The organism is Terrabacter koreensis, from assembly GCF_054783315.1.
On sequence record NZ_BAAGQU010000004.1, the window covers coordinates 996747 to 1010432 of the forward strand.

Here is a 13686-nt window from a genome sequence, read left to right on the forward strand (position 1 = left end):
GCGGCATCGGCGGCGGGAGCCGAGCGCTGGGAGTGGCGTCAGGGCATACTCCCGACGACGCTCCACGCCGCGAGCATCGCCATGCCCCGCTCCCGATCCCGACACCGTCGACGGGCAACTGCACCCGGCTCACTAGGCTCGTGCCGTGGCAACCCTGAGCGAGCTCCTGCGCGGGCGGACCGACCTGCCCGACCACGACGTCGAGTGGCTCCAGCTGCTCGTCGGTGACTGGCAGCTCGTCGCCGACCTCTCCTTCGCCGACCTCGTGCTCTGGGTCCGCTCGGTGAGCGACCGGTGGGAGGCCGTCGCGCACGTGCGGCCGACCACGGGCCAGCTCGTCTTCGTCGAGGACCAGGTCGGCAGGGTCGCCGACCCGGGGCGCACCCGCGACCTCCTCGACGAGGCGGCCGCCGAGCAGCGCATCCTGCGGGTGCGCCAGGTCGTCGTGCCGCACGACCCGGGCCCCGACCAGGCCGTCCGCGAGGAGTACATCCCCGTCGTCCGTGGCGGCCACGTCGTGGCCGTGCTGACGCGGCACACGAACCTCTGGACGACGCGTACCCCCAGCCGGCTCGAGCTGACCTACCTCGCCACCGCCGACGCCCTGTGCCGCATGGTGACCGGTGGCGAGTTCCCGCACAGCGGCGCCCCGACCGGCCTGCGGCGCGGCGCCCCGCGCGTCGGCGACGGCGTCATCCGCCTCGATGTCGACGGCGTCGTCACCTACGCGAGTCCCAACGCCGTCTCGGCATTGCACCGGCTCGGGCACCTCGGCGAGGTGGTAGGGGCGAGCCTTGCCCAGATCGTCACCGACAATGTGCGCGAGTCCTATCCGGTCGACGAGGGACTGCCCCTCGTCGTCACGGGCCGCCAGCCGTGGCGCACCGAGGTCGTCGCCGGTGGCACCACCGTGTCGATGCGGGCCATCCCGCTCACCGAGGCGGGCCAACGGTTCGGCGCGATCGTGCTCATGCGTGATGTCGGTGAGCTGCGCCGACGTGAGCGCGAGCTGATGACCAAGGACGCGACGATCCGCGAGATCCACCACCGGGTCAAGAACAACCTGCAGTCCGTGGCCGCGCTGCTGCGCCTCCAGGCGCGGCGCCTGCCCGATGGCGAGGCGAAGGTCGCGCTGGCCGAGGCCGAGCGACGGGTCGGCACCATCGCCATGGTCCATGACCAGCTCAGCCAGGGTTTCGACGAGACGGTCGACTTCGACAGCATCGCGCAGCGCGGCCTCAACGCGGTCGTCGAGGTCTCGGCCAACGGGGCGCCGGTGCACACCGTGACGCAGGGGTCGTTCGGCCGGCTGCGGGCCGAGGACGCCACCTCGCTGGCGATGATCATGAGCGAGCTCGTGCAGAACTCCATCGAGCACGGGCTCGGCGATGCGGGGGGCGAGGTGCGCATCACGATCGAGCGGCAGCCCGACGAGCGTGGTCAGCCGAGGCTCGCGGTCTCCGTCGAGGACGACGGCAAGGGCATCGACCCCGAACGGCGGCCGGGGTCCGGCCTGGGCACGCAGATCGTCCAGTCGCTCGTGGGCGACCTCCAGGGCCGCATCACGTGGGAGCCCGTGACACCGCACGGCACCCGGGCCCGGTTCACCGCGAGCCTGCGCCCGATCAGCTGAGCGTCGCCGGTCCCGCCGCACGGTGGGCGGCCGGGCAGCCAAAAGCCCGGCGACCGCGTCGGTCACCGGGCTTGCGCACGAGGGGTTCGTGCGGGCTCAGCCGGCTCGGCGGGCCCGTGCGTTGCGGCGCTTCAGGGCGCGGCGCTCGTCCTCGGAGAGGCCTCCCCAGACACCGGCGTCCTGGCCGGACTCAAGGGCCCACTTGAGGCACGTGTCGATGACCGGACAGGTCCGGCACACGGCCTTCGCCTCCTCGATCTGCAGGATGGCCGGCCCGGTGTTCCCGATGGGGAAGAACAGCTCGGGGTCGGCATCCAGGCAGGCAGCGCGGTCGCGCCAATCCATGTGGATCGTGCTCCTTCATGTGTCGTGTTCGGCACCTTGCGTCCGGGTTGTCGGTCGCGGTGCATGTGCTCGGGCGCCAGCGTCGTTGTCGGAGCCTGGTCATGGTGTCGGGGGGTGGTCATCGGGGGATGACCCCCTGACCAACGGAAACGCGCACGAAGTTGTTCCGTACGCGTCGTGGACCATGAACCAGTGTGACCGGCAACCGTGTCCGTTTTCAACGCCGTGGGCGCTGGTCACACCAAGGATGGAGTCTATCGGCAGACGGCTCCCAGTTCCAGACCTCGAGCGGCCCGATGGGGTGCGCAGGGGAGCGGGGAGGGCCGTGCGTGCCCCGGGTCGTTAGGCTGCCGGGGTGACCCAACCGACCACTCCGAGCCGTGAGGTGGGCCGATCCCACCGCGCAGCAGCCCTGCTCACGCTTGTCGAGGCCCTCGTCGTCCTCGGCTTCGCCGCCTTCTACGTCTACGAGATGGTGACGGGCGCCACAGACGACCTGACGCGGGCGGCCACGTCGGGAGCACTCATCCTGGTCTTCGGGATCGCGCTGCTGGCCCTCGCCAGGGCGTGGGCAAGGGCGTCGCAGTGGGCACGCACCCCGACGGTGCTGTGGAACGCGCTGCTGCTGCCGGTCGCGTGGTCGCTGCACGAGTCCGAGCGCGACGCGGTCGCGCTGGCCGTCGCCGCGGTCGCCGTGGCGAGCATCGTGGCCGCGCTGTCGAGCCCGGGTCGGCACGACGAGGTGGACGGGGCGGACGCGGAGACCGACGTCGTCAGCTGATCGAGAGCCAGTCGTTCCAGCCGTTGTGCAGGACGAGCCAGGCGATGAGGCCGTAGCCGGCCTGCCCGGGGTGTGCGCGGTCGGGACTCGCCGCCAGGTCGGCCATCCACTGGTCGTGCGTGGCGAGCGGCCGGAAGCAGTCGACGTAGGTGATGCCGCGCCGCGCACAGACGTCGGCCTGGGCCTCGGCCAGGGCCTCGATGCGGCGGTTGAGGTCGTCGTCGAGCGTCGGCGTCAGCCCCACCACGAAGACGCCGATGCCGGCGTTGGTGGCCTCGTCGAGCACGTTGGCGAGGTTGAGCCGCGACCGGGCCATGGTCATGCCCGAGAGCACGTCGTTGGTGCCGACCGACAGCACGAGGCGGCGCTCGCTGCGGCCCTTCCAGCGCGGGTGGCACTCCGCCCCCCAGCGCGTCACCACGTCGCCCGAGGTGTTGCCCCGCACGCCGAGGTTGTATGCCGTCAGGTCGAGGTCGGGGTGCTGTGTGCGAGCCACGACGCGACCGACCCAGCCCAGGCCCTTGGGGTCGCCGTAGCCGGCCGTCATCGAGGCGCCGACGAAGACCATCCCGACGTCGCGCAGGCCCTCGGCGACCGTGAACTCGGCGCTCGGCGTGTAGTACGGGTCGTCCGCGACGGGCGGCGCCGCCGGGGACGGCGGGGCGGGGGCGGGTGCGGCAGGGTCGGGCGGTGCGGCGTCGTCGGGGGCCGGCGCGGCGGCATACCGACCGGGGGCGTCGTCGGTGAACTGGGTGTGGGACGACGGGTAGGCCGGTCCCACGCCATAGGGCTCGCGCGGGGCCTCGGGGGACCGGGTGGCGTGCGGCCCGGTGTTGCGGTCTCTCACGTGCTCAGTCCTCGTCGTCGTCCAGCCGAGCAAGCCAGGTGGCGAGTCGCTCGATGGGCACCTCGAACTCGGGGTTGAGGTCGACGAACGTGCGCAGCTGCTCGGCCAGCCACTCGACGGTGACCTCCTCCTCGCCGCGCCGGGCCGCCAGCTCCTCGATGCCCCTGTCGGTGAAGTACACGTGTGGAGGTTATCGCGACTGGCCGGGGGCCCGGCGGAGGCGGGCCGGTGAGCGGTCGCACACGCGCCCAGGCGGACGGCACACGGCGGCGAGAAGGACGGAGGGACCCCGCCGTGGTGGCGGGGTCCCTCCGTCTCGTGCACCGGCCCGAGGGCTGCCCGGGTCAGCGCCCGAACGCGCGCTCCATGAGCTCGGCCTGCTCGATGGCGTGCTTCTTCGACGAGCCGGTGGCCGGCGACGCGGCCGCCTTGCGCGCCACGACGCGCCACGGACGGGTCTCACCCATGCCGCACAGGTCCTCGTGCAGCCACTGCGCCATGAGCGGCCAGGCGCCCTGGTTGCGGGGTTCGTCCTGCACCCAGACCAGCTCGGCGCCGGGGTACTTCGCGACGGCGTCGACGATCTCCTGCTCGGGGATCGGGTAGAGCTGCTCGACGCGCACGATGGCGGTCGCGGTGTCGCCGCGCTTCTCACGCTCGGCGTCGAGCTCGTGCACGATCTTGCCGCTCGCGAGCAGCACGCGGGTGACGTCCTTGGTGACGCCCTCGTGGTCGGCGAGCACCGGCTGGAAGCCGCCCGTCGTGAACGCCTCGACCGGGCTGGCCGCCGCCTTGCTGCGCAGCATCGACTTCGGGGTGAAGACGACGAGGGGCGTGCGCGGGCGGGCGTAGGCCTGACGGCGCAGGAGGTGGAAGTAGCTCGCCGCGGTCGACGGGTAGGCCACCGTCATGTTGTTCTCGGCGCACAGCTGCAGGTAGCGCTCGATGCGCGCGGAGCTGTGGTCGGGACCCTGGCCCTCGTAGCCGTGGGGGAGGAGCAGCACGACCGAGCTGCGCTGACCCCACTTCTGCTCGGAGCTGGAGATGAACTCGTCGACGATGGTCTGGGCGCCGTTGGCGAAGTCGCCGAACTGGGCCTCCCAGAGCACGAGCGCATCGGGCCGCTCGACGGAGTAGCCGTACTCGAAGCCCATCGCGGCGTACTCGGACAGCAGCGAGTCGTAGACCCAGAACCGGGCCTGGCCCTCGCCGAGGTAGAGCAGCGGCGTCCACTCCTCCGCGGTGTCCTTGTCGATGAGGACGGCGTGGCGCTGGACGAACGTGCCGCGGCGGCTGTCCTGCCCGGCGAGGCGCACCGGGGTGCCCTCCTTGAGCAGCGTGCCGAAGGCGAGCAGCTCGGCCATCGGCCAGTCGATGCCGCCGTCGTGGACCATCGCGGCGCGCTTGTCCATGAGCTGCTTGAGCTTCGGGTGGATGGTGAAGCCCTGCGGCGGGTTGGCGAACGTCTCGCCGATGTGGACGATCTCGCTGGCCGGGACGCCCGTCTCGGTGGCCGACCGCGCCGGCGCCTCGTCGTCGAGCACCTGCGCCATCGGCCGCTCCAGGCCGGCGTTGTCGGGGGCGTCGGAGTCGCGACGGTCGGCGGGCGCCGGGGTGCCGGCCGCCTGGGCCTTCTTCGCCTCGCGGGTCTCGACGAAGACGCGCTCGAGCTGCTGCTGGTAGTCGCGCAGCGCGGCCTCGGCGTCCTCGACGCTGATGTCGCCACGGCCGATGAGCGACTCGGTGTAGAGCTTGCGCACCGAACGCTTCGCCTCGATGAGGTTGTACATCAGCGGCTGGGTCATCGACGGGTCGTCGCCCTCGTTGTGCCCGCGTCGGCGGTAGCAGACGAGGTCGATGACGACATCCTTGTTGAACTCCTGGCGGAACTCGTAGGCGAGCTCGGCGACGCGCACGCAGGCCTCGGGGTCGTCACCGTTCACGTGGAAGATCGGCGCCTGGATCATCCGGGCCACGTCGGTCGAGTACACCGAGGAGCGCGAGCTGCTCGGCGAGGTGGTGAAGCCGACCTGGTTGTTGATGACGACGTGGATCGTGCCGCCCGTGCGGTAGCCGCGCAGCTGCGAGAGGTTGAGCGTCTCGGCCACGACACCCTGGCCGGCGAACGCCGCGTCGCCGTGCAGCAGCACGGGCAGCACGGTGAACGACTCACCGGCGAGGTTGAGGCGGTCCTGCTTGGCGCGCACGATGCCCTCGAGCACCGGGTTGACCGCCTCGAGGTGCGACGGGTTGGCGGCGAGGTAGACCTTGGTCTTGCTGCCGTCCTCGGAGACGAACTCGCCCTCGGTGCCGAGGTGGTACTTCACGTCGCCGGAGCCCTGCACGGACTTCGGGTCCTGGGTGCCCTCGAACTCGCGGAAGATCTGGCCGTAGGACTTGCCCGCGATGTTGGCGAGCACGTTGAGGCGGCCACGGTGCGGCATGCCGATGCAGACCTCGTCGAGGTTCTCGCTGGCGGCCCGGCAGAGGATGCGGTCGAGCAGCGCGATGACCGACTCGCCGCCCTCGAGCGAGAAGCGCTTCTGGCCGACGAACTTGGTCTGCAGGAACGTCTCGAACGCCTCGGCGGCGTTGAGCCGGCGCATGATGCGCATCTGCTCGTCCCGGTTGGCCTTCTCGTAGGGCCGCTCGACCTTGTCCTGGATCCACTTGCGCTGGTCGGGGTCCTGGATGTGCATGTACTCGATGCCGACGGTGCGGCAGTAGGAGTCACGCAGGATGCCGAGGACCTTGCGCAGCTTGAGGAACGGGAAGCCGCCGAAGCCGCCGGTGGCGAACGTGCGGTCGAGGTCCCAGAGGGTCAGGCCGTGCGTCGTGACGTCGAGGTCGTGGTGGCGACGCTGCTTGTACTCGAGCGGGTCGGTGTCGGCCATGAGGTGGCCGCGGACGCGGTACGCGTGGATGAGCTCCTGCACGCGCGCGACCTTGTTGATGTCGTCGTCGTGCGAGGAGTCGATGTCCTGGATCCACCGGACCGGCTCGTAGGGGATGCGCAGCGACTCGAAGATCTCGTCGTAGAACCGGTTCTCGCCGAGGAGCAGCTGGTGGATGATGCGCAGGAAGTCACCGCTCTGCGCGCCCTGGATGATGCGGTGGTCGTACGTCGAGGTGAGCGTGAGGATCTTGCTCACGGCGTTGCGGTTCAGCGTCTCGGTGCTCGCGCCCTGCCACTCGGCGGGGTAGTCGAGCGCACCGACGCCGATGATGGCGCCCTGGCCGGCCATGAGGCGCGGCACCGAGTGCACGGTGCCGATGCCGCCGGGGTTGGTCAGCGAGATCGTCGTGCCCTGGAAGTCCTCGACGGTCAGCTTGTTGTTGCGCGCCTTGCGGACCATGTCCTCGTAGGCGGTCCAGAAGTGGACGAAGTCCATCTCCTCGGCCGACTTGACCGACGGGACGACGAGGGTGCGGCTGCCGTCGGGCTTCTGCAGGTCGATGGCGAGACCGAAGTTGACGTGGGCGGGCTGCACGAGCGCCGGCTTGCCGTTCACCTCGGTGAAGCCGTTGTTCATCTCCGGCATGATCGCCAGAGCCTTGACCATGGCGTAGCCGATGAGGTGGGTGAAGCTGACCTTGCCGCCGCGAGAGCGGGCGAGGTGGTTGTTGATGACGACACGGTTGTCGATGAGCAGCTTGGCCGGGACGGCGCGCACGCTCGTCGCGGTCGGCACCGACAGCGAGACCTCCATGTTCGACACGACCCGCGACGGGGCGCCGCGCAGCGGCGTCACGACGTCCTCGTTGACGGGACCGGTGCCCTTGACGGCGGGGATGTCGCGCGGCTTCGGCGCCTCGGCCGACGGCTCTGCCTTCGGGTCGGACTTGGGCTCGGACTTGGGCTCGGACTTGGGCTCGGTCTTCGCCTCGGTCTTCGCCTCGGTCTTCGCCTCGGTGGCAGCGGGAGCAGGCTGCGCAGCCGCGGTGGCCGGAGGCTGCGCGGCAGCCTTGGGCTGTGCTGCGGTCTTCGCCTCGGCGGGCGCAGGGGCGGCCTTGGCCGGCGCGGGCGCCGGGGAGCCGTTGCTCGCCCCGTTGCTGGGCGCGGCGGCCGGCTCGGCCTTCGTCGCGGTCGCCGTGCGGCTCGGGGCCGCGCTCGTTGCCGTGCCCTTGGGCCGGCCCGAGTCGGCCTCACCCGGCCGGTAGTCCTCGAAGAACCCCCACCAGGCCTTGTCGACCGACGACTTGTCGGTCAGGTACTGCTGGTAGAGCTCGTCGACGAGCCATTCGTTCGGCCCGAACGCTGCAATCGGGTCACCGGACGTGGACTGATCGGACACGGCGAATGCGCCTCTTTCGTTTGGCTTGGGAGCGACGTTGCGTATACAGGGGTCAAGCCTAGCCCTGAACGCTCCGATACCGGACGGCGGCTCGGATGTCGAGCCGGGCCGTCGACGAGGGCTTCGTCACGTTGACACCGGCGGCCGCCGAGCGCCCCTGTGCGGCACGGCAGCACGCGTGCGGAAGAGGCCTCAGCTGATGTCGGAGCGCAGTGTGCGCCACGTGCCGAGACCGGCCATGACGACGGCATACGCGATGAGGACGAGAGCACCCGCCCACCACGAGAGCTGCTCGACCGGCTGCCCGTCGAAGCCGCCGCTCGTCGCCTCGACCATCGCGCTCGTCGCCCGGCTCGGCAGGTACGGCGAGATGCTCTTGCCCCACTCGGTGAGGGCGAGCACGAGGCTCAGCACCGGCTCGACGATCCAGGCGACGGCGACCGAGATGAGCAGGGCCGCGACCTGGTTCGGGATGAGGATGCCGGCGCCCAGCCCGATCATGGCCCAGAGGCCCAGGACGAGCAGGCACAGCGCGAGGGTGCGCCAGATGGACGTGTCGGCGTAGGGGGACACGCCCTTGGACGTGAGCACGAGCGACCCGGCGCCGACGGCACCGGCCAGCGAGAGCACCCCGTAGAAGGCGCCGATGACGAGCAGCGCCGCCACCTTCGCCGCCATGACCCGCCCGCGGCGAGGGATGGCGAGGAAGGTCGCGGTGATCGTCTGGTGGCGGTACTCGGACCCGATGGTCAGCACCCCGACGGCCAGCGTCAGCAGGTAGCCGACCTGCAGCCCACCCGTGAACACGGCCTTGGCGATGGCCGCGTCGGTGCGCGGCGCGACCGCCCCCTGCGGGCCCTGGACGGCGTCGCTCGTGAAGAAGAAGGCGAAGAGGACGGCGAACGCGGCACCGCTCACGAGCACGGCGATCGCCATGCCCCACCACAGGCGGGTCGTGAAGAACTTGCGCAGCTCGGCGCGTACGGCGGTCATCGCGCGCCGCCGTCGCGTCGGCCGTCGACCCCGGCCTCGCGCTCACGCGCGTCGGGGACCGGTTCGGCGAGCAGCGCCGGGTCGACGGGTGGGCCGCTGGGCGGTGGCAGGTCGCTCGGCGGCCCGGACGCCACCTCGTCCGCGGCCCCACCCGACTCCGCGAGGAGGTTGCGGTTGCGGAACTCCTCGCTCTCGGTGAGGTTGAAGAAGAGCTCCTCGAGGTGGGTCTGCTCCGACCGCAGCTCGTGGATCGCGACGTCGCTCGCGTGGGCGACGTCGCCGACGCTCGCGAGGTCGTCGGTCGTGACGCGCAGGCCACGGCCGGCCGTGGTCACGGTGAGCCCACGACGTCGGAGCCCCTCGGCCAGCCGGTCGGGGTCGGACGTGCGCACGTATGCCGTCGGGTTGCCCCGCAGCTCGGCGACGGTGCCCTGGGCGACCCGCTTGCCGTTGGCGATGATGACGACGTCGTCCACGGTCTGCTCGACCTCCGAGAGCATGTGGCTGGAGATGAGCAGCGTGCGCCCCTCGTCGGCGAGGTGGCGCAGGAAGCCGCGCAGCCACCGGATGCCCTCTGGGTCGAGGCCGTTCGCCGGCTCGTCGAGGATGATGACGCGGGGGTCGCCGAGCAGGGCAGCGGCGAGACCGAGCCGCTGACGCATACCCATCGAGTAGCCGCCGGCGCGCTTGCGGGCGGCGGCGGGGATGCCGACGAGCTCGAGCAGCTCGTCGACGCGCCGGTCGGGCACGCCCGCGACCGCCGCCTGCACGCGCAGGTGGTTGCGCCCCGTGCGCCCGGGGTGGAAGTTCGTGGCCTCGAGCGCGGACCCGACCACCGTGAGCGGGTTGGGGATGTCGCGGTAGCGGTGGCCGTCGATGGTGGCCGTGCCGGCCGTGGCGCGGACGAGGCCGAGCAGCATGCGCAGCGTCGTCGTCTTGCCGCTGCCGTTGGGGCCCAGGAACCCGGTGACCCGGCCCGGCTCGACGTCGAAGTCGAGGTGGTCGACGGCGGTGAACGAGCCGAACCGCTTGGTCAGCCCGCGCACCTCGATGCGACCGCCCCGCTCAGCTCGTGCGCCCTCCACCGTGCCCTCTTTCGCTCGCCCCGCCGAGACCCCTGATGCGCCCAACTCAACCACACGGCACACGGCGGCCACAGACGGACCGGACAGAGCCGGCGGGGGCCGGCGGGGTCCCGTCGACGGCAGCCCGCCCGCACGGCCCGGGCGCTGGTGGCCTCGCCACCTGCCTGCCTCCCTATAGTTGGCGCACCATGACGTCCATCCGAGCCCAGGTGCCCGCCGTCCCGGCCCGACGGGTGGCGCGACGGTGACCGAGTGGCTGCTCGTCCTGGGGGCCGTGCTGCTGACGGCGGGGACGGCGGTCTTCGTGGCCGCCGAGTTCTCGCTCGTCGCGCTCGACCGGCCGACGGTCCAGCGCGCCATCGACGAGGGCGACTCACGGGCCCGCGTCGTGCTCCAGTCGCTGAAGCAGCTCTCGACCCAGCTGTCCGCGGCGCAGGTCGGCATCACCATCACGACCCTCGTCGTCGGCTACCTCGCACAGCCCTCGATCGGCGTGCTCGTGTCGGGACCGCTCGAGGCGTCCGGTCTGGGCGACGGCGCGGTGGAGGCGGTCTCGAGCACGATCGCCCTCGTCCTCGCGACCGTCTTCTCGATGGTCTTCGGCGAGCTGCTGCCGCAGTTCCTCGGCATCTCGGCGCCGTTGTCCACGGCGAAGGTCGTCGCCCTGCCCGTACGCGTGTTCGCCGTCATCGCGAAGCCGCTCATCGTCGTGCTCAACGGGTCGGCGAACGCCTTCCTCCGCTCGCTCGGCATCGAGCCGCAGGAGGAGCTCTCCGGCGCCCGCACGCCCCAGGAGCTCGCGAGCCTCGTGCAGCGCTCCGCCGAGGCCGGCACCCTCGACGTCACCACGGCGCGCATGCTGACGCGCTCGCTCGGCTTCGGGGAGCGCACCGCCGACGACGTCATGACCCCCCGGGTGCGCTGCACCGGCATCCACCGCGAAGAGTCCGCCGACGACGTGCTGCGCCTCTCGCGGCGCACCGGCCACTCGCGCTTCCCCGTGCTGGGCGACGACTGGGACGACATCGACGGCGTGGTCCACGTCAAGAAGGCGATGGCGGTGCCGCACGAGCGGCGCCGGGACGTGCCCGTCTCGGCGCTGATGTCCGAGCGGCTCGTCGTGCCCGAGACCATCCGGCTCGACCCGCTACTGCGCCAGCTGCGCGAGGGGGGCTTCCAGATGGCCGTCGTCGTCGACGAGTACGGCGGCACGTCCGGCATCGTCACGCTCGAGGACGTCGTCGAGGAGATCGTCGGCGAGGTGTCCGACGAGCACGACCGCAGCCGGCAGGGCGGCCGTGAGCTCGTGGACGGGTCGTGGACCGTCCCGGGTCTGTGGCGTCCCGACGAGGTGCGCGACGCCTTCGACGCCGACGTCCCCGACGGGCACACCTACGAGACGATGGGCGGCTACGTCATGCACGTGCTCGGCCGGGTGCCCGTCGTCGGTGACGTCGTCGAGCTGCCCGGGTGGCGCATCAACGTCGTCGGGATGGAGGGGCGGAGGGTCGACCGGCTCCGTTTCGTGCCCGACCCCGACTCGCTGCCGGCCGCCGAGCGCGCCGCCGGCGACGACGGCGACACGGGCGACGGCGCCGCCGGTGACCCGGCAGGAAGCGGCCCGGGCGGCGCCGCACGAGCGGGCACCCGGCATACGGCCTCCGCCGGCGAGGGGGAGCGATCGTGAACGGGCCCTGGGTCTACGTCGTCTCGCTCCTCCTGCTGCTCGGCAACGCGTTCTTCGTCGGCGCCGAGTTCGCGGCCATGGCGGTGCGCCGCTCGACGCTCGAGCCGCTCGCCGACGCCGGCAGCAAGCGCGCCGCGTCGTGCCTGCTCGCCCTCGAACGGCTCGGTTCGATGCTCGCCACCGCGCAGCTCGGCATCACCGTCTGCTCGGTGGGCCTCGGTGCGCTCGCCGAGGCGGCGCTGCACCACCTGCTCGAGCCCGTCTTCCACGCATGGGGGCTCTCCGAGGCCTGGGCGGGCGGGGTCGCCCTCGCGCTCGCGCTGCTCATCGTCAGCTACCTGCACGTCGTCGTCGGCGAGATGATCCCGAAGAACCTCGCCATCGCCGGCCCCGACCGGGCGGCGCTCGTGCTCGTGCCGCCCCTCTTCCTCATCTCGCGCACCCTGCGGCCCATCGTGCACGCGATGGAGACCGTCGCCAAGGCCCTCGTGCGGCTCTTCCGGGTCGAGCCCAAGGACGAGATCACCTCGGTCTTCACCGTCGAGGAGGTCGCCCACATCGTCGGCGAGTCACGCCGGGAGGGGCTCATCGAGGAGGAGCGCCACGGGCTCGTCGCCAAGACGCTCGAGTTCTCCGACAAGCTGGCCCGCGACGTCGCCGTCGGCGTCACCGAGCTGACGACGGTCCAGCTCGGCGCCACCCCGGCCGACATCGAGCGGCTCGTCGCGAAGCAGGGCTTCTCGCGCTACCCCGTGCGCGACGCGGCCGGCGAGATCGCGGGCTACATCCACCTCAAGGACGTGCTGTACGCCGACGACGAGCGTCACGAGCAGCCCATCCCGCCCAAGCGCATCCGGCGCCTGGCCACCGTCCGCGACGGCGACGACATCGAGGACGTCCTCGCCACGATGCAGCTGAGCGGCTCGCACCTGGCCCGGGTCATCGACGGCGACGCCGCCGTGACCGGCGTCGTCTTCCTCGAGGACGTCCTCGAGGAGCTCGTCGGCGAGGTCACCGACACGACCCAGCGCTGACGCCCGCCGGGACGGCTCGGCGGGCGTCAGCCGGTGGCGCGCGGCCACCGTGGTGATGACACCGGTCCGGGGAGGGCAGGAGGACCGGGTCACCGGCGGGGGAGTCGGTGCGGGGGAGCACGTCCAAGGGTGGGTCGTCGCGGGCTCGGCGGCAACACCCATCGGCGGGCGGGCGCCCTCCCCAAGATTTGGGGTGAAACGCCTACGTCGCCGTCCGCGCCTTGTGATAATTGCGGGACGGGAGGGGTGGCCCGCACGCGGACGTATGGGGGATTCAGATGGGTCGTGGCCTGCCCGGAGGGCACCTGGAGCATGCTGACGAGCTCGCCGGCGAGCACGTGGAGCTGCTGGCGGTCGCCGTCGTCGACGACCACCGGGCGGTGGCCGACGCGATGGCCTTCGCCGTCGAGCGAGAGGCCGGGCTCACCTGTGCCGGGGTCGCCTACTCGGCCGCCTCGGCGCTCGAGCTGCTGCAACGCGAGCACCCGGACGCGGTGCTCATGGACGTGCGGCTCGGCCACGACGACGGGATCGACCTCACGGCGGAGCTGACGAAGCGGCTGCCCGACCTGCGGGTCATCGTGCTCACCGCCCACCTCGACCAGGGCCTGATGAGCCGCGCGGCCGACGCGGGCGCGTGCGCGCTGCTGCCCAAGGACGGCTCGTGGGAGGACGTCATCGAGGCGATCCACTCCGCGTCGCGCGACGGCTTCCACGTGCACCCGAAGCTGCTCCGGGGTCTCGTCGGCTCCCAGCCGGCCCGTGGCCTGCCACCGGTCGACCTGACCTCCCGTGAGGCGGAGGTGCTGGGGCTGCTCGCCGAGGGTCGTGACGCCACCGAGATCGCCCGCAGTCTCGGCATCTCGGTGCTGACGAGCCGTGGGCACATCAAGAGCGTGCTCGCGAAGCTCGGTGCCCACTCACAGCTCGAGGCCGTGGTCACGGCGAGCCGCCTGGGGATGGTGAGCCTCCGAGGGGCTGGCTGA

At 71.8% G+C, this 13686-nt stretch carries 11 protein-coding genes; 5 read left to right on the forward strand and 6 right to left on the reverse strand.

What is annotated here, in order from left to right; genetic code table 11:
* Positions 1-145 precede the first annotated feature (145 nt).
* A complete protein-coding gene (locus ACYVNR_RS07405; RefSeq protein WP_045188350.1) occupies positions 146-1633 on the forward strand; it encodes a sensor histidine kinase in 1488 nt (495 codons plus the stop codon).
* Positions 1634-1729: 96 nt separating this feature from the next.
* Here ACYVNR_RS07405 and ACYVNR_RS07410 read toward each other — a convergent pair whose 3' ends face one another.
* A complete protein-coding gene (locus tag ACYVNR_RS07410; protein WP_045188353.1) occupies positions 1730-1978 on the reverse strand; it encodes a WhiB family transcriptional regulator in 249 nt (82 codons plus the stop codon).
* 355 nt (positions 1979-2333) lie between these two features.
* On the opposite strand from ACYVNR_RS07410, the gene ACYVNR_RS07415 reads away from it, so the two are divergent.
* The gene (locus ACYVNR_RS07415) at positions 2334-2759 is read left to right on the forward strand and encodes a hypothetical protein (protein WP_458798403.1); all 426 of its coding nucleotides are present in this window, start codon (positions 2334-2336) and stop codon (positions 2757-2759) included.
* Here the strand turns inward: ACYVNR_RS07415 and ACYVNR_RS07420 are convergent.
* The 5 genes from ACYVNR_RS07420 to ACYVNR_RS07440 form a co-directional block, all read right to left on the reverse strand.
* Complete coding sequence (locus tag ACYVNR_RS07420; protein ID WP_045188357.1) at positions 2752-3606, reverse strand: GDSL-type esterase/lipase family protein; 855 nt, start codon at positions 3604-3606, stop codon at positions 2752-2754. The genes ACYVNR_RS07415 and ACYVNR_RS07420 overlap by 8 nt on opposite strands.
* 4 nt (positions 3607-3610) lie before the next feature.
* Positions 3611-3787 (reverse strand): DUF6104 family protein, encoded by a 177-nt coding sequence (locus ACYVNR_RS07425; RefSeq protein ID WP_458798401.1) that lies wholly within the window; start codon positions 3785-3787, stop codon positions 3611-3613.
* Between the two features lie 163 nt (positions 3788-3950).
* A complete protein-coding gene (locus ACYVNR_RS07430; RefSeq protein WP_461047564.1) occupies positions 3951-7901 on the reverse strand; it encodes a multifunctional oxoglutarate decarboxylase/oxoglutarate dehydrogenase thiamine pyrophosphate-binding subunit/dihydrolipoyllysine-residue succinyltransferase subunit in 3951 nt (1316 codons plus the stop codon).
* 192 nt (positions 7902-8093) lie between these two features.
* Complete coding sequence (locus tag ACYVNR_RS07435) at positions 8094-8894, reverse strand: ABC transporter permease subunit (protein ID WP_461047566.1); 801 nt, start codon at positions 8892-8894, stop codon at positions 8094-8096.
* Positions 8891-9979 carry an ABC transporter ATP-binding protein gene (locus ACYVNR_RS07440; protein ID WP_461047567.1) on the reverse strand — a complete coding sequence of 363 codons (1089 nt, stop codon included), beginning with the start codon at positions 9977-9979 and terminating at the stop codon, positions 8891-8893. Before ACYVNR_RS07440 ends, ACYVNR_RS07435 begins: the two co-directional genes overlap by 4 nt.
* 244 nt (positions 9980-10223) lie before the next feature.
* Here ACYVNR_RS07440 and ACYVNR_RS07445 point away from each other — a divergent pair, with 244 nt between their 5' ends.
* The 3 genes from ACYVNR_RS07445 (at position 10224) to ACYVNR_RS07455 (ending at position 13686) form a co-directional block, all read left to right on the forward strand.
* A complete protein-coding gene (locus ACYVNR_RS07445) occupies positions 10224-11666 on the forward strand; it encodes a hemolysin family protein (protein ID WP_461047569.1) in 1443 nt (480 codons plus the stop codon).
* Complete coding sequence (locus ACYVNR_RS07450) at positions 11663-12700, forward strand: hemolysin family protein (RefSeq protein WP_458798397.1); 1038 nt, start codon at positions 11663-11665, stop codon at positions 12698-12700. The genes ACYVNR_RS07445 and ACYVNR_RS07450 overlap by 4 nt, the downstream gene beginning before the upstream one ends.
* Positions 12701-12978: 278 nt before the next feature.
* Positions 12979-13686 (forward strand): response regulator, encoded by a 708-nt coding sequence (locus ACYVNR_RS07455; protein WP_461047571.1) that lies wholly within the window; start codon positions 12979-12981, stop codon positions 13684-13686.